Below are 20,150 nucleotides of genomic sequence, written 5' to 3'. Positions count from 1 at the left end.
TTTATCGTCTCCCATTAAAATAAGGATTGGGATCTTCTGCAATCCATCCTAATTCGGAATTATAACGAATTTCGAAATGCAAATGGGGTGAGTCACTATCCGGTTGTCCGCTAGTTCCCACTGTCCCTAATCCATCCCCTAAATTGACAGGTTGACCGACTTTTACATTAATTGTATCCAGATGAGCATAACGGGTTTGTTTCCCCGACCCATGATTAACAACCACTAATTTTCCATAACCTTCCCGTTGTCCTGCAAAAGCAATTTTTCCGGCTCCAACGGATAACACTGGAGTTCCCACCGTTGCGGTTAAATCTAAACCACTGTGGAACACCACGCGACCCAAAACCGGGTTTAATTGCCAACCATAACCCATTTGTATGCGGGTCGGTTGGGGGAGGGGATAGCCCGATAGGACAGAGAAAGCCGGAACAGGGGGGCCTTTGGGCGACCAATTCACACCGGGAAGAAACAACGCTATAGGTTGAGTTTGACACCCATTGACTTCAAAAACCACATCAGGACGAGCATTATAAGCTTTAACAACGTCTTGCCAAGACCGACCCGCCGGAATTTCCACTTGAATGCCATTGTAAGGTGGAATCAGAATTTCTGCTCCCAGAGGTGCTGACCCCCGTTGTAAAATCGGATTCATCCCCAGTAACGTTGCAGGAATTAAATTATATTGACGGGCGATACTTTCCACCGTTTCCCCAGCAGCCAGACGATGACGTTTTAAACGAGATAAAACCGGGGATGGACAAACCGCTTGAGCTTCTTGTTGAGCTTCTTGTGACTGCACCGAGGGTATAGGACTCGCGAATATCCCCATCAGATTTCCGATCAATCCCAACAATACTATTCCTAAGCGTTCAAACCTCATGATCATGGATTCATCTTTCCTCCTCTGTGGAGACTCCCACTGAACCTGTAATCAGGTCAGTGGTGAGAGGAAACAGAGGTCGGGTTCTATGCTGCATACAAGTAACCATCCTTTTTGTGAATCATTGTGCAATATTTGTGACTAATTCCTTGAATTAGTCCTGGTTTTGTATTGATATTAAAACTCCCACTTGAACGAACCGCAATCCGCCCAATATAAGTTCCAATTTTCTTTCCTTTAGTGACAATGGCTTTGACAATATCACCTGTTTGAAATCCTTTAACAAATTTAAAACGAGGAACATAACGAGAGGGAAAACCAAATTTATCTGTTCTGCACATTTGTCTTGAGCCATGACCTGTTGCCTGAATCAATAACGGTTGACGGGTTAGAATTTGGAGTGAGTCAACTTGGACAACACAAGCTGCATCTAACCAGTGGGTTTTCGGTAAATTTAACCGAGTTCGATTGAATTTAGTTAAACCCCCACTACCCGTAGAAACAGATAAACCCGTTTCTTTTAATCGGGTAAATAAAGCCCATCGGGTTGAATTAACCGCAGCAGCATCTTTTAAAGGACGCTTGGATTGGGACAAAATTCTCTTCAAGACATCGGGTTTCTTGGCTAGAAATTTCTCAAGCTCTTGAGTCCCTTTCTTTAGATTGCATTTTTCACAAGCTAAACAAAGATTAGAAATTTGATTAGTACCTCCTTTAGCTTTAGGATGAATATGCTCTACTTGTAAAGGAATATTTTCTACTCCACAGTAAGCACATTTTCTACTCCATTTTTCCAGTAAGTATTCTCGAACCTCATATCCTTGTAATTCCCCTTGTTGGTATTCAACTCCTGAGATTTCAGGATTCTCAAGTTTTTGTAAGTCAAACTTGACTAACTCTTGAATCATTGAATTAACGGGTGCAAATTTAATCAATTTATTCACCCAAGTCAAAGTTGTTTCTACTCGATGTTGTAAGGAGGGTGCTAACCAACCTTCTTTTCGGGTGCGATTCAAAAACCGTACTTGACGATAACGGGTTTTACGGTTTCTTCGGGAACGACGCAATGACCGACGAGATTCCAAACTAGCTTTAATCGCTTGACCCCGATGAGTGAGTTCTGCTCCCCAAATTACTTTTTTACCTTGAACTAAAGCAATTCCGGTTGTTTTAGAACCGGGATCTAATTTTAATTCTATTGACTCAGATTGAGGATTTTCAAGAGTTTTCTTGAGGATGATTGTGAACGGATATCTTCGGAAAATAACCGCTTTCTTTTCCTTAAGAAGCTTCCTGGCTACCGCGGGGTGGCAGGGACTTAAGGGTTGTTTTTTGTTGTCAATTACTAATGCGTAATTGGACATTTCTGCCTCTCCTATTGCTAGGGTAATGTTAGCTTCGCCAATGTTTTAAGAGCTTTTTAGTCCAGTAACACGTCCTTAACCCGATAAAGATGTTTAATCACTGGAGACAGAGCAGAAGACTAGCTACGCATCCTCTGGTGTCGTGACTCAAAAAACGTAGTCAGTTAAGACTTGGGCTGGTAAACTATCGGCTTCTTTCAAAGCCTCCACTGTACTTGTACTCAAGTCAGTGGGGGTTGTTTACTAAACTTAACTTCAAATGAGCGGATCACCTTTGGCTCCCCCAGTGAGTGATCAGCACTCTGGTTTGGGCGAGTCGCTGTATCAACATTGTGGCGCACAGATCACAAACTGAAGGTTCAAGATGTGCTAATTAAAGTTAAAGAGTCGTTATTCAATACTCTTCGTCTTAAGATTAGAGGACACAGAACCTGTTCCGCTAGACCCCCAACAGAATTGTATTTCCAGACGGCAACACAGATGGATTTATCTTTCAAACAGTTTACGGTATATCTGGCTTTACTCTCCCTCGGAGGAGGGGCGGGATGGTTAGGAAGTCGCTATGTCCAAACCAACAACCCTACCCAATTATCGGCGACCGTCGCCGTCATCAAACCCTTGCCAACTGTTGCCCCTCCAACGGTTTTAGAACAACAGGTCATTGACCGTAGTAGTCCGAATTTTATTGCCGCCGCCGCAGAAATTGTTGGCCCAACGGTGGTTCGCATTGATGCCACTCGCAAAACAGAACAAGATGTCCCCGATGCCTTTAAAAATCCTCTGTTTAAACGCTTCTTTGGGACTCAAATCCCCACCCCAGAAGAACGAGTTCGTCGAGGTACCGGTTCAGGATTTATTCTGCATTCCGATGGCCGAATTATTACCAATGCTCATGTTGTGGATGGGGCGGATAGCGTTCAAGTCACGTTAAATGATGGTCGCGTTTTTGAAGGGAAAGTTAAAGGGGTTGATCCCATAACGGATGTAGCGGCGGTGAAAATTGACAGTAAGGAGTTACCCACAGCCCCCATTGGGTTCTCGGAGAATTTAGTTCCGGGACAGTGGGCGATCGCCATTGGCAATCCTTTAGGATTAGATAATACCGTTACCATTGGCATTATTAGCGCCACAGGTCGTTCTAGTACCCAGGTTGGAATTCCTGATAAACGAGTTCGCTTCATTCAAACCGATGCCGCCATTAACCCTGGAAATTCTGGGGGGCCATTGTTAAACGATCAAGGTCATGTAATTGGGATTAATACGGCAATTCGCGCGAATGCTCAAGGGTTAGGATTTGCCATTCCCATTGAAACAGCGATTCGCATCGCTAGTCAACTATTTATTAAGGGTAAAGCCGATCATCCTTATATAGGGGTGCAAATGGTGGAACTAAGTCCGACGGTCAAAGCGGAAATGGATCAACAACTGGAAGTTAGTCTCACCCAAGATACCGGGGTGATTGTGGTACGAGTGGTAGAAGAGTCTCCGGCGGCTCAAGGCGGAATTCTCAAGGGAGATATTTTGGTGAAAGTAGATGGTGTTGCGGTCAACACTCCGTCTCAAGTTCAAGAGCAAATTGAAACCAGAGCCGTCGGAGAGGAACTTCCGATTGAAATTAATCGCCAGGGTCAACAAAAAACCCTAATCCTTAAAACCGGGGTATTCCCCGAATCTGCTTTAGCCGGGGAATTTAATAATTAGGGTTTTTCCACCTCGCTCTGAAGATGCGAGGCTACCAAACTCCCGCCCGCCCTTGGGTGTAAACCGGATTACTTGGAGTCAATGGAATTAGTTCGACAGAGGTTTTCTTCTAAGTGCATCCGTTGTTCCATCTGACGTAAAAAGTAACCCGTCATCATTGCCGATGCTAACAGACCTGCCAAGTTTTCCCGGTTGGTTGTAATCTGCACGTCAAAGTGATCGGAGGGTAATACCCCGACTAATCCTTGAACGTTTCTACTAATAATTTCTTTAATTTCTGAACTGGCAGACTGAGCCACCGTTGCCAAAACATCAGGATGCTGACTTTGCAGGTAGGTCAACAACGGGTTTTCGGCGGTCTCTTGAACATCAGATCTGAGAAAGTCAGGGTTAAAAACCATGATGTGCGTCTCTATGTCAGGCTTATGCTATTGTTGAGACTCCTGCGCTGACAAACACGGTGTCGCGAAGGAGTCTTGATTGACGGAAACTCGCTGTTTAGCAAAATTGCTAACAAGTCTTACAGTTCTCCACCAGCTTATCATTATGAATTCCATCTTATCACACCCTATCAAAAGCGCTAGGCAAAGGGAGTCAATTCTGGGTTGGACTGCTCGTGATCAATGAATTGAGGGGCTGGTGTTTGTTGATTTCCGGTCACTTTCGTCCCAAAATCACTTCTAATCGTTTCTGTGCTTCTTTTAATGCCGATTCAGCCGAAGATTGACCTAATAAGGTTGCCTCAATGGCGCTACCTAAAGTATCAGAAATTCGAGTATATCCAGCGATAATCGGACGAGAACCCGCTACGGACATTTGCTCTACAAATACTTTTAACCAGGGTCTTGATTTGAGGTATTCTTGGTAGTCTTGACTTTCCACAGATTTGAGATTAACGGGTAAAAAATTTGTTCCCATTGCCCATTCGGTTTGAAATTCCTCACTTAACACGAATTCTAAGAATTTTAAAGCGGCTTTTTCTCGTTCTGGAGTAGTTTTCATGACATAAATATTGCCCGTTGCTGTAACCGTAGAGGGTTTAAGATCCGCAGGAATTGGAAAGACATCATAATCAACGTTAGACTTGGTAATATAAGTCCAAGGGCCTGTAATTTGCATGGCTACTCGACCTGATATAAAATCCGCCTCTTCATAACCCCGTTCTGGCTGAGAAAGAGTCGCTGAACCTTCTTTGATCAAATCCTGCCAGAACTGTAAGGCATGAATAGCCCCTGGATTGATAAAATTAGGTTGATTATTCGTTAAGATTTCGCCTCCAGCACTTAATAAAAACGGGAACCAACTAAAGACCGTCCATTCTCCTTTTCCTAATGGCAATAACACTCCATATTGTTCAGGTCTTCCATCTCCATTGCGGTCAATTGTTAGCTTTTTTGCCACTTGTCTGAATTCTTCCCAAGTCTTAGGAAGTTCTGTAATTCCTGCCAATTGAAACAACTTCGGTCGGTAAAAAATACCGAGATTAGCCGTATATAAGGGACTTGACCAAATATGACCGTCTAAGCTCAATTGCTCAAATAAACCGGGAACAATATCAGATTTAAAGGGTAAATTTTCCACCCAATTATCTAACGGTAGAATTGCCCCTAATTCTGCAAACTGTCCTGTGGATTGGGGGTCGTGTACTAACAAATCCGGTGGAGAATTTCCGACAACGGCTGTTAATATTTTTGGCAATTGAGGCTGACCAATAAAGATAGATTCTATCTGAATATCGGTATGGGTTTGATTAAATTTATCGACTAATCTTTCAAACACATCCCGATTTGGAGGCGGATTGACGGATTGCCAGAGGCTTAAATGAATGGAGCTATCCGGTTTTTGATAAATGCCCTGACAATTCGATAAAAATATGAGACATATACTAAGAACAATTCCCAGTGGTGATAACCGCCTAGCAAAGTTTATCATTCACAAAGACCCCTATGCTGTGATCGCCCATATCATTCGTTACCTCAGTTAATGTACTCTCGGTATTTACTGATCATTACATCATTTGGTTTTTTCTGACAAACTTAATAATTCTGTTGATTTGGAATATTTTTTCCAAAATCTTGAAGATTTAACTCATCTATGATATTGTGAGCCATAATACCAGCCTAAAGGATATTGGGAAATATAAGTATGGATTGCAAAGATAAGGTTTTTAAAACTAGCCTGAGTGACAATATTGACTATCCTGAATTCTGTTTGAAAGCCAGTTTAGATGATGCCACATTCCGAGATTTTCGTCGAAATGAAATATACAATATCACCTTAGAACACGACTCCTTCGAGCAAGGTCTAGAGTATTTTGAAGCCACCCAAAAATCTGGATCTAATGTCTTGAGTAAAATTCATGAATTTCTGAAAAATGATCAAATTGGAAATCCTAGAGTTTTTGATTACGAAGGTATTGGCACAATTGCACCAACGACCCTGCGATACATAAAAATCCTGTCTGATTTGGAATCTGAATTCGGAACTTTAGACAACTGTGATATATGTGAAATTGGAGTAGGTTATGGAGGTCTGTGCAGAATTATCAGTAGTTATTTTTATGTTAAAAGCTATACATTAGTTGACTTGAAACCTGTTCTTCTACTAGCACAAAGGTATTTAGACCATTACCCATTAAACACGACGCTGATCTATAAGACAATGAATGAATTATGCAAAGACAGTTATGATCTTGTGATTAGCAATTATGCCTTTACAGAGATTAGACGAGAAGTACAACAAATTTATTTAGAAAAAGTGCTTTTGTCTGCAAAAAGAGGCTACATTACGTACAATGAAATCAACCCAGAAGATTTTAATTCTTATACAAAAGAAGAGTTGATTGAAATCCTTCCCCAAATTAGAATCAAGCCTGAAGTTGGCATATTACACCCTAAAGATTGTACTTTAGCTTGGTAAACTCACCCTTTCCTGTAGAGTAGGATATGGATTAGGGTTCTTGCGAACCCTAATTTTTCTTTATTCATCCTTTTTTCTTTTCATGATCCGGGTTTAAATCACTTAACCAACCTAGCCTTTAGTAATAAAAGCTGGTAAATTCATCAATAATTCTAATATAGTTTTTAATCAGGTGACTAAAATCAAAATTGTCTTTGACATATTCTACAATATCTTGACGATACGCTTGATTTTTTTCAATCATTTCCTGAATGGCTTCCGTGACAATTTTCTGATTTTCTGGGGTCACATTCGTTAGAATGTCATCAGGTAAAACTTTAATAAATTCTTTGTTCTGTAAATTAGCACTCGCTGATTCAGAAATAACCACACATAAGCCTGCTCCTAAAGCTTCAAGCACAACTAAAGGGGCAACTTCCCCATCACTAATAAGAACTAAACAATTATAATCAGTGAGTTGGGTATACACCTGTTGTAAGCTCCAAATTCCTAAATATTTAGTTGTGTTCCCTTCTTTAAAATCAGGATCATCCAAGGGGCCAACAAAATCTAAGGATAACTTTCCATCTACAATTTCTGCCAATAATCTCTGTCGCTTTCTGGGTTGAATCCAACCTAAACAAATGGCTTTATTATTGCCTCTTTCCTTAAAATTAATTTTCTGAGTATCAATACCATTCGGTTGCATTCTCATAAACCCAGAGTATCCTTTGTTTAGAAAAAACTCTTTTGTTTGATGAGAAGCAGCAATTATACCTGGCACATCTATATAAGGTTTAAAGGCTTGTCGAAAGTTTTCCTCCCATTTATCTTCTTTCAGCAAGTAACCATAATGGCAGGTAAAACAATATTTCTGCTTGAGTTTTCGATTAAAATCATCGACAAAATTATAGGCGTGTAGATGTACGAAATCATAACTTTTGTTATTGATATAATCTAGGGCTTGATCAACATCTACTTCATCTATGATATCAACTTGATGTCCTAGTTTTTCAAGAAATGATTGATACTCAAAGAGTAGGGTATAAATAGAATTTGATAAGGGTGGAACCGGAATGTAACCCCAAGCAACAAGAGCAATTCTCATCACAAAATATCCTCTGGAAAAATCGGCGGTGCAAAAGATGTCTGATTGATAAATGAATACCATCTTTGGGTGCAATTGATCAAGAAATTGTTGCTCCCAATCAGTGTCAATACTACTGCACGGTCGAATCTAGGGGTAAATCCAGGGGTAGATCCTCGGTAAAATTCAAAGATAATTGCTTGGGAAGCTGATCGACCTGGAAATACTGATGAAATTTTTTCGTGACTTGTAGCCAATAGGAGCGGGCGTTGGGTTGTTTGCGTTTGTGCACAAACCCCAATTCCACCAATTCCTGAACCTGTTGATAGGCTCCTGATCCTCTTAATTCAACTAAATCCGTTTGGGTAATCCCTCCATTCAGGGCGATGGCCGCTAAAGTTCTTAAGGCCCCTACTCCTAACTCTGGGGCGACTAAGGTGTGCATTAACTCCATATAGGCTTCTCGGAGTTGCAGGGTATATCCAGAGTCGGTTTCTACCACTTCTAAGGCACTATCTCGATGGGCATAGTCAGACATAAGTTGAATTAATGCTTCTTCAACTTCTTTGCGATCGCACCGGGCTAATTCTGCTAGTCCTCCAATGGAAAGGGGTTGACCTTTTAAGTACAAAATTGCTTCAATTTTTGCCAATAAACTCATGTTCAAAAACAGATGACAGATCACGGTTTGGAGTCCCTAACTGTTGACTGTACACAGTTATCTGTAAACCGTCAACTTTTAAGGGCTTGGCTTTGAGGGTTTTTAATTTTTATTGACTCCAGAAAAATTCAATCAAATCAATCTGATTCAAAACTGGGTAATTTTTAATTTTAACTTCAGGAAACTTTTGACAATTTTACCGCAAACCTCGACAGGTATCAGGGCAGAACTTTAATTTCTGGTTAAGGTTGACGAAGATCGGCGGGTCATGAGAGAATTTTTGTATCTTTTTTAACGAAATTCTATTAGATCCCTTCCCTGTAGAAAAGGGCATTTTTGTCAACCGTCTTAATAAAGATTTTTCCTTCAAGACTAAGCTTCATTAAACTTAACAAAAATATAGAGTAATTGTAAGTTAGACAACAAAGTAAAACCTATTAATCATAGACAATTGAATTTATATAGGATTTGGGAGAGTTCAACATGACCAGGGAAAATACAGTTCCCTCAAATTGTCGCAATTGTCGGTATTATAAGCCAGAGGGGCGACGGGGGGGAATTTGTCAAATGTTTCATGCTCCCGTTCAAAGTCATTGGAAATCCTGTACCTTAGCAACTTTACCTTTTATTTACTTATGGGATCAAGTGGATACTGAATTTCAGGGGGTACAAGATGGCAAAGATCCCAGAGTTCGTTTAAGAGATAATATCGGATAATTCCTATCTCTCATCCTAATCAATAATTTCTGGGATCGGAGAGGAAACTTTGATAAAAATTGTTTATGATTGTCTCTTAAAATCAATTCGTTTTTAGTAAGTTGCTCAAGCTCATTTTTTCCAATTCATGTTAAAATAAATCTAAAGAAAAACTTTCTTTAAGATGATTGAATGCAGTTTCCTTTAAAAGCCCAATTAACTCAACATCTACAACAGATGATTCGGGAACGTGACCCTTACCTAGCTTCTGAGGGTCATTTTTATGTCCGAGAATATATTCGTCAGCAACTCCAACCATGGGGAACGGTAATTACAGATGAGTTTCAACAAACTGGAAGAACCCATCAAAATTTAATTCTAAATTTACCCGCTTTATCAAAATCAAAAGATTCTATTATTCTAATTGGTGCCCATTATGATGCTGTTCCAGGGTGTCCGGGTGCTGATGATAATGCTACAGGTGTTGCGGTTTTATTAGAATTAGCGAGATCCATTGCGGAACATCCCCTCAAATATCCGGTTCAGTGTGTAGCGTTTGATTTAGAAGAATATGGTTTTGTCGGAAGTCAACATTATGCTCAACGTTTAAAAGAGCAAAACCAACCGATTCGCTTGATGCTATCGTTGGAAATGTTAGGGTATTGTAATTCTAACCCGAATTCTCAAATTTATCCCCCTGGATTAAAATATTTTTATCCGAATTCTGGCGACTATATTGCATTAATTGGTAATTTAAAAACCATTCCTGATTTAATTAAGATTAGTCGCGGAATTCGCCAAACAAAAACCCCTTGTGAATGGCTTCCGGTTCCCAACCGAGGGATGATAGTTCCTGATACCCGACGCAGTGATCATGTTCCTTTTTGGGATTTAGGATATTCAGCAATTATGGTGACAGATACGGCAAATTTAAGAAATCCCCATTACCATCAACCAACAGATACCCTAGAAACTTTAGATTTAGATTTTCTCACGAGAGTTTGTCAAGGTTTAATGGCAGGTTTACGGCGAGTTTAAATTGGAGGAATAAGCTAAAAAAATATAGAAAAATTGGGTTGTTATGATTAGTATATAGCAAGTCATAATGCCCTGAACTTGCATTTCGGGCTGTAGAGACGTTGCATTCAACGTCTCTACGTTATCTAAAGATAACTAAATACCTGTTTTTCTTAACCCGTTTTAACGGGTTTGTAGGGGCGAGGTAACCTCGCCCCTACGCCTGAAATTTATTTCAAGGGTTTTGGCGTTAAGTTAACACTGATGGGAGGGACGCCACCCCTACGGGTTTTAATCACAAATTATTCAGATTTGCTATAGTCATAATAATAATGAATGTGCGGAGGGGATTGGGTGTATGTTGCAACGAATTATTCGGTTTTTTAAACAATTACTGCAACGACTCCTGAACCGACAACCACCGCCTCCGCCACCCTCAAACCCTGTTCATCCTAACCGTAGCGATACGGAATATGAGGGGTTATTTTTGCAATTGTTGGAGAGGGTGCATCAAGGTGCAAGTCGGGGTGAGGTGAAGGGATGGTTAATGGGAAATCAACTGAAACAGGGGGAGTTTGTCGCCTGGTTGGAAGGGTTTGGACAACGCATCGCAGATAACCCAACTCCCCAGGAAGAATTAGCACGGCGGATGGTTTTATTGGGGAATTTGGAGAGCGGAGAATTAGGAATTGTTGCGGGAAGAATTGGGAGAGAAATTTTAGAGGGAATTAGTTCAAGATCAGATAGTGAGTTAACGGTTAATTCTTTAGAACAAGATTCTAATAACTTTTGGCTTGATCAAAGTCTTGAACAAGTTAGATTAGGAGACTTTAATAAGGCTCTTTCTTATTTTAAAAAAGCCATTCAATTGCAACCAGACGATACTAACACTACAGAAGTTATTTTGAGTCCTACTTTAGAATTTAAACCGGACGGATACGAAGCCTGGAACAACAGAGGCGTTGATTTAGCTGATTTAGGAAGGTTTGAGGAAGCGATTGATTGTTATAACAAGGCTTTAAAATTTAAACCGGACGGATACGAAGCCTGGTTAAACCGAGGCGCGATTTTATGTGATAGATTAGGGAAGTATCAGGAAGCGATTTATTCATTTGAAAAAGCCTTGGAATTTAAACCGGACTTACACGAAGCCTGGCACAACCGAGGCGTTGCTTTAAAGCATTTAGGAAGGTTTAAGGAAGCGATTAATTCTTATAAAAAGGCTTTAGAATTTAAACCGGACTATCACGAAGCCTGGTTCGGCCGAGGCATTGCTTTAGCTGAATTAGGAAGGTTAGAGGAAGCGATTGATTCTCATGACAAGGCTTTAGAATTTAAACCGGACTATCACGAAGCCTGGTACAGCCGAGGCAATGCTTTAAGAGATTTAGGAAGGTTAGAGGAAGCGATTGATTCTTATGACAAGGCTTTAGAATTTAAACCGGACTTACACGAAGCCTGGTGCAACCGAGGCACTGCTTTATATAAATTAGGAAGGTTTGAGGAAGCGATTAATTCTTATGACAAGGCTTTAGAATTTAAACCGGACTTACACGAAGCCTGGTTAAACCGAGGCATTGCTGCTGGAATATCTTCCCATCCTAATCCATTCTTAACTTCTTTCAGTCAAATTGTTGCTAAACATCGTGAACTGAATCAACGAGGTTATCTGGGAGAAATAACTTGTTGTGAAATCGGATTAACTTATGTTAAAAAGGATAAACAGCCGGAAGGTTGGGGACTGTTGCATTATGTAATGGGTCGGGCGCACTATTTTGAAGGTCGGAGACAAAAGGTAAGGGATTACTATAATAAAGCGATTAAGAGTTATGATACTGCCCTAACGGTCTTGACAGCAAACAATTTTCTTGAAAGCTATTTAAAGGTTTTACGAGATTATATTAAAGTCTTATGGGAGTCAGGAAAAACTGAAAAAGCGGAGGAATTACAACGAGAAGCAACGGATGGGTTGCGTCGGTTGATTGAAGAAACGCCTTCTAATTATAAAAAACAACAACTGTCCCTAGAGTTTTTTGGATTTAATCAATTAACTGTTGATTTAGCGGTGAAATCTGGGGATTTTATTAAAGGGTTGGAGTTAGCAGAAGCAGGGAAAAATACCTGTTTGGGTTGGATGTTGTTGGGGTGGAGTGATGATATTCCCAAGTTTAGTTATGGGGAAATGCGACAATTTTTGCAAACCTGTCATTCTGGGAAGAAAACCGCTATTGTCTATTGGCATCTTAGCCCTATTGCTTTAACAACCTTTATTTTAAAACCGGATAACCCCGAATTAGAAGTGATTCAACAACCGAGTATTCAAACTTTAAATGATTTTGAAGATTGGTTAACAGATTGGAATAAAAGTTATCAAGAATATCGAGAAAAAACACCTGATAATGACCGTTTATCCCGTGACTGGCGACAAAATATGATTCCTAACCTGAGAGCGTTAAAAGAAATTCTCAGAATTGATGAAATTATCGAAAAACTCGATAAAATTAATCATGTTATTTTAGTTCCCCATCGAGATTTACACTATTTACCCCTAGAATCTCTATTTTCCTTGGGTAATTCTGCTCCTCCTTCTTTCAGTTTAACCCGTTTACCGAGTTTAAAAATTGGTCAAAACTTACAATCAACACCTCGAATTCCGGCGAATCAAACTTTACTCAATATTGAAAATCCCCCTAGTATTATTCAAGCGGGAGAAGGAAATAAAAAACGATTAATGCCTTTACCTGTGGCGGATATTGAATCGGAATTTGTTAGTCTCAGATTTGATCATCCCACTCGATTATCTGAAGAAGAAACGACCTTAGAAAAAGTTAGCCAAGGGTTAAAACAAAATTACCAAGTTCTGCACTTTGCAGGTCATGGTAATTATAACACGAACGATCCTAAATCATCAATGTTATTTTTAAAAGGGAGCGATCGCTTAACCCTAGAAGAAATTATTCAACCCAATTATTGTCTCAATTCCTATCAATTAGTTTGTTTAGCAGCCTGTGAAACGGCCGTTGCTGGAAACCAAACCATTTTGAGTGAATATGTGGGACTCGCAAGCGGGTTTTTAATGCAGCAAGTTGACCATGTTCTAGGGACATTATGGGCCGTTGAGTCCCTCACTTGTTCGTTATTTGTGATAGAATTTTATTATCGTTGGCAAGTTTTGAAGTTATCAAAAACTGAGGCTTTTACCCAAACCCAAACCTGGTTAAAAACAGCAACCCATCAGGAGTTAAAAGACTGGTGTGAAGCGAGAATAGCGGAGTTACCCCATTTCGGGGAATTGCTTAAATCCAAAGTCGATGGCCTACTTGCTAAAATAGAACAAAATCCACCTTTACAGCATCCCTACTATTGGGCTGCATTTATTTTAAGCGGTTATGAAAGATTCTGAAGTTGAAATATTAACGGCGTTTTTTGCCGTCTTAACTCAACAATCTGAACCGTTACCTGCGGATTTCGTTGTTCAGTTAAATGAAATTAGTGAAACTTTAAATATAAGCCAATTATATAAGTTAATTACTAATTCTAGTTTACGAGAAAATTATCACATTGCTTATAAACGGTTAGGGTCTAAATCAAGTTTTCGCAATTTAGGATTAGATGTAATTCCGAATCATAAATCTGAGGTTGAAAACACAACTTGTACAGAAGTTGAGAATTTAGCCAGTCGTATTCCCGAACAAAATTTAGATAAAATTCTGCATCAGATTGAAACCAGACTTCATGAAAATGAATCTTTAGGAAAAAAAATCTTAGGGGATATTAACCCAATTGAAGCCGCAAAAACCCTCTTATTCTTAACCTCCGGTATCTAGTAGGGTGCGTAAGCAAAGCGCACGCACCAACCCACAGTTTATAATCAATAATCATATTAATTTAAAATAAATTGTTGGGTGTTTAATTTTTTATTGGGTGCGTGTTTTATTATGGGTTTTGATGCGTGTGGTTTTTCCAGGGTTGAGGTGTAAATTTTTTTTGAGGTTAATCTGTGGATTTTTTTAGATTTGGGTTTGGTGCGTGCGCTTTGCTTTTTAGATTTGGGTTTGGTGCGTGCGCTTTGCTTTTTAGATTTGGGTTTGGTGCGTGCGCTTTGCTTTTTAGATTTGGGTTTGGTGCGTGCGCTTTGCTTACGCACCCTACGATTGGGGAGAGTTAATTATGGTTGATAATGAGCAGTTAATTTATCCGACTGTGGATTTATTTCTGTATGATTTAGGGGAGGGGTTGGGGGAATTAGACACCCAAATTGAGGAAAATAGGAGTAATTTTTTCACCCGAATTTATGGAGAGAAACTTGATACAGAAATTTTAAATAAAATTAAACGTGTTGAGGAAAAAGATGGGGATTATTTACCCTTATTGTCTGGTGTACAACCGTTAAAGCAGGGGGATGGTTATTATTACCCGGTTAAATTAGGAGATACCTATGGGTTACAAATAGACTGTTCTGGAGAAAAACAAAATGACCCTCAAAAGCTTTTTCCTAAACCTTTAAAAAGTTTATCAGAAATCAAAACCCTGATTAAAAATCAACTCAATTCCTGTGAAGGAACAATTGGACAAAGTTGGTTTGTCTGGGGTTTGTTAACCTCTGATGAACAAAATTCTTTAGAAACAGCCAAAAATTGTTATCAACAAATCAACTTATTTCCTGATGGTAATTGGGAACGAGATTTAAAAGAAAGAGGTAAATTTTTAGGCGCGCATTTTTATGAACTTTGGAAACCGCCATCCCATCAACATCAAACTTGTGATTCTGTGCATTTAATCATTTGTTTATTTGATGCTCAACTCAATAGTTCTTGGTCAGAGCTTTCAAAAAAAGTTGAACAGATTTATCCTCAACTGATGCGATTATTTTGCTATCGAAATAAGGTTGTTTGGTCATATTGTCAAAGTCGTCAATTAAAAATTGAACTCAAAAAAGCCAATCCTATTATTCTAAAAAGGGTTAAGGATCTACAGAAACAAGTTGATCAACCTCAGTTAGATTTAAACCAGTTACAGAAAGAATTAGCGAAGATATTGAAAGTATTATGGAGTTATTCTGAAAAATTAATTAGTTTAGAGCAACAAGAATCAACGATTAAAACGAATTTAAAGAATTATCAAAAACGAGTTAACAGTATTGCTGAATTAGACTTTAATTCTAATCCAGAAGCAACGCGAAAATTTTTAAGTTTTTTTAGTGATTATGTTGAAGAAAAATATTTAGAACAAACCAAATCGGATTTAAGAAGTTTAAATAGTGGGTTTAAACTATTAGAAAATGCGATTAAAACGATAGAAGGAATTATTAGTATTGAACAAACAAAAAGCGATCGCAATCTCAATTTAACGATTGGTGTCGTTGGTACAGCATTAGCCATGAGTGGCGTTACCGCGAGTGTTTTATCTACCCAACCCGAACGTCCTAAATCTCATGGCGATTTTTCCTTTATGACTTCTCCGGCTTTTTTTATTAGTAGTTTACCTGTATTAATTTCATTAATAATTTTAGGATTATCTCGTTTTTTTCGATAATTAATGAAGATTTATAATAATCCGTGTAGGGGTTGGGTCTTCCAACCCTCTTGTCACCTGGGTTGGGAGGGACGCCACCCCTACGGGTTTTGATCACAAATTATTTAGACTTGCTATAGAGGAATCAGATTTTTTCTTCTAACTTCATTAATGCTTGAATTCGAGCTTCTGTAGACGGGTGAGTGGAAAATAAATTTGCCATTGTTTTTCCCGAAAAACTATTCATAATTAATAAAGGTTCAAAGGCTGGATTTCCGGCAATGGGAATTTGTCTGGCCGTTAAATCTAACCGTTGCAAAGCTCTCGCTAAAGCTTTAGGATTTCCAGTTAATTTAGCCGCACCTGCATCGGCGGAAAATTCCCGTGTTCGAGAAATTGCTAATTGAATCACCGTTGCCGCCATCGGAGCTAGTATTATTGTTAATAATAATCCAATGGGATTTCCTCCGCGATTATTATCCCGTGACCCCCCAAACCACATCCCATAACTCGCAAATTGTGCTAACCCAGAAATAGCGCCAGCAACGGTTGCAGCCACCGCTTGGGTGAGGGTATCTCGATTATAGATATGGCTTAATTCATGGGCAATAACGGCCTCTAATTCATCTTCGGGTAACAAACTCATAATGCCTTGGGTGACAGCGACGGCGGCGTGTTGAGGATCTCGACCTGTGGCGAAAGCATTAGCAGCCGCACTGGGAACAATATACACTCCAGGCATCGGTAAATTAGCGCGATCGCATAATTGTTGTACCATTGCATATAAACCGGGTGCTTGTTCGGGGGTAACGGGTTGAGCATTATAAGCTTTAAGGGCTATTTGATCGGAAAAATACCAACTCCCTAAGTTCGTTACGGCGGCGAACAGAATACCCACCAATAAGCCATTAGTTCCCCCAATGACCCAATAGCTAATGCTGACTAAAAGAGCAGTTAATAATCCTAGTAAAGCAACTGTTTTAAATTGGTTCATACCCACTTCTTTTGGTTAAGGATTCGCTGTAACCGTTTATTTTCAGTTCTATTTTAACCTGAAAGTTGCTAACACTAGGAGGGAATACAGCCCCAAATAATACGGGTTTACGGAATTCCTGAGAACGGAGTTGTTATACTAAACAAACATAATTTTACCATAAACGCAGAAATCTATGAGAGAACTGTTAGCGGATGCCGTAGAGGTCTTTGATCGACACAGTGGTTGGATTATTTGGAATCTGTTTTTGGCGTTTATTCCTTTAGTCTTAAGTTTTTGGCTGTTTCGGAGGAGAAATATTTCTCGAACTTGGTTTTGGTGGATTATTTATGTCATTTTTATTGCTTTTTTACCTAACGCGCCTTATTTACTGACGGATATTATTCATTTAATTCGCGCCACTCGTGCGGGATATTCGATTTGGATTATTACTCTAATTTTTATTCCCCTTCATGTTTTTGCCATTCTGAGTGGGTTAGAAGCTTATGTTGTCTCGTTAATTAATCAAAATCATTATCTCAGAAAGGAAGGAGCAAAACAATATATTTTTCTGTCGGAAATCTTGACCCATATTTTGTGTGCTATTGGAGTATTCATGGGACGCTTTCGGCGCTTTAATAGTTGGGATTTAGTCACTCAGCCGGATGTGGTTTTCATTAAAACCTTAGATGATTTAACGACTAAAAAGCCTTTATTTGTCATTTTTATTACTTTTGTTGCGATTACAATCTTCTATACTTTAATGAAGCAGGTTACGTTTGGATTAATGCTTCAGTTTCGACGACTTTATTTAGGGTTAGATGAATTAGATCCTGAAGAAATTATCAAGCGATAAATTCAAATAGGAGACAGGATGAAAGCCATTTTGAATCTCTTAATGGCTTGGACAACGCCTAGATTATTCCCGATCAAAGCGACAAACATATTTGGGATTAATTGGACATTGAGTAGAGGTGAGGGGATTATCTTGAATAAATAAGAAACGAAGTTTTGTTAAATCTTTTAAATCGCTAATATCAACAATTTTATTATGGTTGAGATAGATTTCAATTAAACTTGTTAAGCTCTGAAGGGGGGAAATATCAGAAATCTGATTATAACTTAAATTGATTCGGGTTAATTGGGTTAAAGGTTGCAATGGACTAATATCCGTAATTCGATTAAAACTTAAATCCAATTCTTGTAAGTTATTCAAACTTTGTAAGGGAGTGAGATCAGAAATTTGGTTATTATTAAGCTTCAATGACGTTAAATGAGTTAATCCTTTTAAGGGACTTAAATTAGAAATCAGAAAGGTACTTAAATCTAACCGTTCTTGTTGAGAAAGCATTTGATTCGCGCGATCGCAATCGGAAGTTCCCACCTGTTGTAATAAAACATCCACAGTTCTCCTAGCTTCACGTGACAACTGTTGACGATTAGAACACCAATCTTGAAAGGTTTTAAAACTAGGTGTATCCGGTTGTGATTGTGCTAAACTTGCAGCCGGAAAACCCACAACGCTGAACAATAATAAAAGCCCCCCTAGCTTCTGTTTAAATGTCCTTTTCTCTAATAATTGATTCATGGGTTTAAATCCTGCTAAAAGGTTGAATTCAAGTCTGGAAAGTGACGTTTTAATGGAGTTTATAGAGCGTTTTAGAACTCCATTGAGTTGTCCTATTGTTAGGGTAGCATATCACCGAAGTTAGGATATTTTTCAATAATCATTGATTCCCGTTGTCTGTCAGATCATGGCTCTCCTGTTCCAGGAATAGCTTCAAAAGCTGTAACTGACGAACAAGCAACAGTTTCAATATTGGGTCTGGGGCAATTTTTGCGGATCTCCTAGCGCCATCACGATCACTGCGGTGAGTCAGCCACTTGGGTCGAGGCAAAAAGTCCGAACCCGATAATTTTAATTTTGAGAATGATCGTTTAAAATAGAAACTGTATTGTAAAATATTGCGATTAAAATAACAATTGACACAGCGATCGCTAACTTTCCTAATTCCTAAACATCTAAACCAATGAGTATTCGCGGGATTGACGTTTCTGATTACCAGCCTAACGTAGATTGGCAAGCCGTTGCCCGTTCTGGTATTGCCTTTGCTATTATCAAATCAACGGAAGGAGAAACCTTTGTTTGTGAGGTTTTTAAGCGCTATTGGGAACAATCAAAAGCCAATGGTTTAATTCGGGGTGCTTATCATTTCTTTAGACCGGATACAGATCCGATTAAACAAGCCTATCATTTCCTGAAAATTGTTAAACTTCAAGAGGGTGATCTGCCTCCAGTTTTAGATATTGAAACCATGGGAACATTAGACGCCAAAACGTTGTGTGATCGGCTAGGACAATGGATAGATGTGATGGAAAAAGAAACCGGTTTTCGTCCTATTATCTACACTTATCCTGGATTTTGGCAAAAACTCAATACCACTCGTTTTTCTGATTATCCCCTCTGGATTGCTCACTATACCACAGCCGAACAACCGATGATTCCTGGCGGTTGGAAAAGTTGGGTTTTTTGGCAATTTACCGATCAAGGTCAAATAGAAGGAATTAGTGGCGGTGTAGATGTTAATTTATTTGAAAGTGTTCGCAAAGGAGATAAGGGAGCAAAAGTTGAAAAAATTCAAAACTTACTGAAAAATCGAGGTTATGATCCAGGGGTGATTGATGGATCTTTTGGGACTGGAACTGAAACAGCTTTAATCAAATTTCAACAAGCTAAACAGTTAGGAGCAGATGGAATTGCTGGGTTAAAAACCTGGACAGCATTAATGGGACGTTCAGATTCTTTTGTATTACCTGTAGGGAACGTTGAACCGACTCCAGAACCCACACCTGCACCCACACCCACACCTGCACCTGTTCCTAGTATTGAATTGATTGATATTTGTAAAATTTACAAAGGAAATCCAGGTCAAGATCAAGTATTAACATGGTTACAACAACAAATTCCCTCAGCCACGTTATTAGAATTTTCTAAACTCTGGCGAAATCAACCCAAAGCTCAAACCACTTCCGTTAAGTTAATTGATGTTTGTAAATATTATCGGGGTTTACCGAGTCAAGATCAAGCCTTGCGTTGGTTACAGGAAAAAATTGCCCCCTCAATTTTAAGTGAATTAGCTCAACAATGGAATCAACAAACCTTACCAACACCCAGTATTAAATTACAAGATGTCTGTAAATATTACAAAGGTTTACCCAACCAAGCAGCGGCTTTAGATTGGTTACAAAGTCAAATTCCTCCTGCTACTTTAGATGAATTTGGGAAGAAGTGGCGACAACCTGCACCCAAAAAATAACCGCTCACTCCCTATCGTCGGGTGCGTCAGCAGAAGCGC

General features: G+C 39.2%; 18 protein-coding genes. 9 read left to right on the top strand and 9 right to left on the bottom strand.

Annotation, left to right across the window (positions count from 1 at the left end):
• Nucleotide 1 precedes the first annotated feature (1 nt).
• Complete coding sequence (locus tag IQ236_RS11570; RefSeq protein ID WP_228041571.1) at nucleotides 2–889, bottom strand: LysM peptidoglycan-binding domain-containing M23 family metallopeptidase; 888 nt, start codon at nucleotides 887–889, stop codon at nucleotides 2–4.
• Between the two features lie 80 nt (nucleotides 890–969).
• A complete protein-coding gene (gene iscB, locus IQ236_RS11565) occupies nucleotides 970–2,247 on the bottom strand; it encodes an RNA-guided endonuclease IscB (protein ID WP_193869384.1) in 1,278 nt (425 codons plus the stop codon).
• Between the two features lie 480 nt (nucleotides 2,248–2,727).
• Between iscB and IQ236_RS11560 the strand changes: the two genes are divergently transcribed.
• On the top strand, nucleotides 2,728–3,948 hold the full coding sequence (locus IQ236_RS11560) for an HhoA/HhoB/HtrA family serine endopeptidase (RefSeq protein WP_193869383.1): 1,221 nt from the start codon (nucleotides 2,728–2,730) through the stop codon (nucleotides 3,946–3,948).
• A 68-nt stretch (nucleotides 3,949–4,016) separates the two neighbouring features.
• Here IQ236_RS11560 and IQ236_RS11555 read toward each other — a convergent pair whose 3' ends face one another.
• Both IQ236_RS11555 and IQ236_RS11550 read right to left on the bottom strand, forming a co-directional pair.
• Complete coding sequence (locus IQ236_RS11555) at nucleotides 4,017–4,349, bottom strand: DUF760 domain-containing protein (RefSeq protein WP_193869382.1); 333 nt, start codon at nucleotides 4,347–4,349, stop codon at nucleotides 4,017–4,019.
• A gap of 256 nt (nucleotides 4,350–4,605) precedes the next feature.
• Entirely contained in the window at nucleotides 4,606–5,880 is a 1,275-nt protein-coding gene (locus IQ236_RS11550) for an ABC transporter substrate-binding protein (protein ID WP_193869381.1), read from the bottom strand.
• Nucleotides 5,881–6,093: 213 nt separating this feature from the next.
• On the opposite strand from IQ236_RS11550, the gene IQ236_RS11545 reads away from it, so the two are divergent.
• Entirely contained in the window at nucleotides 6,094–6,867 is a 774-nt protein-coding gene (locus IQ236_RS11545; RefSeq protein WP_193869380.1) for a putative sugar O-methyltransferase, read from the top strand.
• A gap of 118 nt (nucleotides 6,868–6,985) precedes the next feature.
• On the opposite strand, the gene IQ236_RS11540 is transcribed toward IQ236_RS11545, so the two are convergent.
• Nucleotides 6,986–7,954: a glycosyltransferase family 4 protein gene (locus IQ236_RS11540; protein ID WP_193869379.1), complete on the bottom strand. Its 969-nt coding sequence runs from the start codon at nucleotides 7,952–7,954 to the stop codon at nucleotides 6,986–6,988.
• 112 nt (nucleotides 7,955–8,066) lie between these two features.
• Nucleotides 8,067–8,594 (bottom strand): SMC-Scp complex subunit ScpB, encoded by a 528-nt coding sequence (gene scpB, locus IQ236_RS11535; RefSeq protein WP_193869378.1) that lies wholly within the window; start codon nucleotides 8,592–8,594, stop codon nucleotides 8,067–8,069.
• A 483-nt stretch (nucleotides 8,595–9,077) separates the two neighbouring features.
• Between scpB and IQ236_RS11530 the strand changes: the two genes are divergently transcribed.
• The 4 genes from IQ236_RS11530 to IQ236_RS11515 all read left to right on the top strand — a co-directional run bounded on the left by IQ236_RS11530 (nucleotide 9,078) and on the right by IQ236_RS11515 (nucleotide 14,134).
• Nucleotides 9,078–9,311, top strand: a complete 234-nt coding sequence (locus IQ236_RS11530) for a hypothetical protein (RefSeq protein WP_193869377.1) — start codon at nucleotides 9,078–9,080, stop codon at nucleotides 9,309–9,311.
• Nucleotides 9,312–9,482: 171 nt separating this feature from the next.
• Nucleotides 9,483–10,328 (top strand): M28 family peptidase, encoded by an 846-nt coding sequence (locus IQ236_RS11525; protein WP_193869376.1) that lies wholly within the window; start codon nucleotides 9,483–9,485, stop codon nucleotides 10,326–10,328.
• 337 nt (nucleotides 10,329–10,665) lie between these two features.
• Complete coding sequence (locus IQ236_RS11520; RefSeq protein WP_193869375.1) at nucleotides 10,666–13,710, top strand: CHAT domain-containing protein; 3,045 nt, start codon at nucleotides 10,666–10,668, stop codon at nucleotides 13,708–13,710.
• The gene (locus IQ236_RS11515; protein WP_193869374.1) at nucleotides 13,697–14,134 is read left to right on the top strand and encodes a hypothetical protein; all 438 of its coding nucleotides are present in this window, start codon (nucleotides 13,697–13,699) and stop codon (nucleotides 14,132–14,134) included. Before IQ236_RS11520 ends, IQ236_RS11515 begins: the two co-directional genes overlap by 14 nt.
• A gap of 56 nt (nucleotides 14,135–14,190) precedes the next feature.
• Here the strand turns inward: IQ236_RS11515 and IQ236_RS11510 are convergent, their stop codons facing one another.
• Nucleotides 14,191–14,454 carry a hypothetical protein gene (locus IQ236_RS11510; protein ID WP_193869373.1) on the bottom strand — a complete coding sequence of 88 codons (264 nt, stop codon included), beginning with the start codon at nucleotides 14,452–14,454 and terminating at the stop codon, nucleotides 14,191–14,193.
• Nucleotides 14,455–14,477: 23 nt separating this feature from the next.
• Here IQ236_RS11510 and IQ236_RS11505 point away from each other — a divergent pair, with 23 nt between their 5' ends.
• Entirely contained in the window at nucleotides 14,478–15,842 is a 1,365-nt protein-coding gene (locus tag IQ236_RS11505) for a hypothetical protein (protein WP_193869372.1), read from the top strand.
• Between the two features lie 124 nt (nucleotides 15,843–15,966).
• Here the strand turns inward: IQ236_RS11505 and IQ236_RS11500 are convergent, their stop codons facing one another.
• Nucleotides 15,967–16,815, bottom strand: coding sequence for a zinc metalloprotease HtpX (locus IQ236_RS11500; RefSeq protein ID WP_228041570.1), 849 nt, complete (start codon nucleotides 16,813–16,815; stop codon nucleotides 15,967–15,969).
• A 175-nt stretch (nucleotides 16,816–16,990) separates the two neighbouring features.
• On the opposite strand from IQ236_RS11500, the gene IQ236_RS11495 reads away from it, so the two are divergent.
• On the top strand, nucleotides 16,991–17,650 hold the full coding sequence (locus IQ236_RS11495; RefSeq protein ID WP_193869370.1) for a DUF1361 domain-containing protein: 660 nt from the start codon (nucleotides 16,991–16,993) through the stop codon (nucleotides 17,648–17,650).
• 63 nt (nucleotides 17,651–17,713) lie between these two features.
• On the opposite strand, the gene IQ236_RS11490 is transcribed toward IQ236_RS11495, so the two are convergent.
• Nucleotides 17,714–18,382: a leucine-rich repeat domain-containing protein gene (locus IQ236_RS11490; protein WP_193869369.1), complete on the bottom strand. Its 669-nt coding sequence runs from the start codon at nucleotides 18,380–18,382 to the stop codon at nucleotides 17,714–17,716.
• Between the two features lie 442 nt (nucleotides 18,383–18,824).
• Here IQ236_RS11490 and IQ236_RS11485 point away from each other — a divergent pair, with 442 nt between their 5' ends.
• A complete protein-coding gene (locus tag IQ236_RS11485; RefSeq protein ID WP_193869368.1) occupies nucleotides 18,825–20,111 on the top strand; it encodes a GH25 family lysozyme in 1,287 nt (428 codons plus the stop codon).
• Nucleotides 20,112–20,150 lie beyond the last annotated feature (39 nt).

The organism is Planktothrix mougeotii LEGE 06226 (assembly GCF_015207485.1).
Taxonomy (GTDB): domain Bacteria; phylum Cyanobacteriota; class Cyanobacteriia; order Cyanobacteriales; family Microcoleaceae; genus Planktothrix.
The sequence above is the reverse complement of the archived record's forward strand: the minus strand, read 5'-3'. Positions and strand labels throughout refer to the sequence as shown.

Bases quoted from the DNA above. Each gene is read 5' to 3' on its own strand.
- IQ236_RS11570 (WP_228041571.1), bottom strand. From the start codon at position 889: ATGATCATGAGGTTTGAACGCTTAGGAATAGTATTGTTGGGATTGATC.
- iscB (WP_193869384.1), bottom strand. From the start codon at position 2,247: ATGTCCAATTACGCATTAGTAATTGACAACAAAAAACAACCCTTAAGT.
- IQ236_RS11560 (WP_193869383.1), top strand. From the start codon at position 2,728: ATGGATTTATCTTTCAAACAGTTTACGGTATATCTGGCTTTACTCTCC.
- IQ236_RS11555 (WP_193869382.1), bottom strand. From the start codon at position 4,349: ATGGTTTTTAACCCTGACTTTCTCAGATCTGATGTTCAAGAGACCGCC.
- IQ236_RS11550 (WP_193869381.1), bottom strand. From the start codon at position 5,880: ATGATAAACTTTGCTAGGCGGTTATCACCACTGGGAATTGTTCTTAGT.
- IQ236_RS11545 (WP_193869380.1), top strand. From the start codon at position 6,094: ATGGATTGCAAAGATAAGGTTTTTAAAACTAGCCTGAGTGACAATATT.
- IQ236_RS11540 (WP_193869379.1), bottom strand. From the start codon at position 7,954: ATGAGAATTGCTCTTGTTGCTTGGGGTTACATTCCGGTTCCACCCTTA.
- scpB (WP_193869378.1), bottom strand. From the start codon at position 8,594: ATGAGTTTATTGGCAAAAATTGAAGCAATTTTGTACTTAAAAGGTCAA.
- IQ236_RS11530 (WP_193869377.1), top strand. From the start codon at position 9,078: ATGACCAGGGAAAATACAGTTCCCTCAAATTGTCGCAATTGTCGGTAT.
- IQ236_RS11525 (WP_193869376.1), top strand. From the start codon at position 9,483: ATGCAGTTTCCTTTAAAAGCCCAATTAACTCAACATCTACAACAGATG.
- IQ236_RS11520 (WP_193869375.1), top strand. From the start codon at position 10,666: ATGTTGCAACGAATTATTCGGTTTTTTAAACAATTACTGCAACGACTC.
- IQ236_RS11515 (WP_193869374.1), top strand. From the start codon at position 13,697: ATGAAAGATTCTGAAGTTGAAATATTAACGGCGTTTTTTGCCGTCTTA.
- IQ236_RS11505 (WP_193869372.1), top strand. From the start codon at position 14,478: ATGGTTGATAATGAGCAGTTAATTTATCCGACTGTGGATTTATTTCTG.
- IQ236_RS11500 (WP_228041570.1), bottom strand. From the start codon at position 16,815: ATGAACCAATTTAAAACAGTTGCTTTACTAGGATTATTAACTGCTCTT.
- IQ236_RS11495 (WP_193869370.1), top strand. From the start codon at position 16,991: ATGAGAGAACTGTTAGCGGATGCCGTAGAGGTCTTTGATCGACACAGT.
- IQ236_RS11490 (WP_193869369.1), bottom strand. From the start codon at position 18,382: ATGAATCAATTATTAGAGAAAAGGACATTTAAACAGAAGCTAGGGGGG.
- IQ236_RS11485 (WP_193869368.1), top strand. From the start codon at position 18,825: ATGAGTATTCGCGGGATTGACGTTTCTGATTACCAGCCTAACGTAGAT.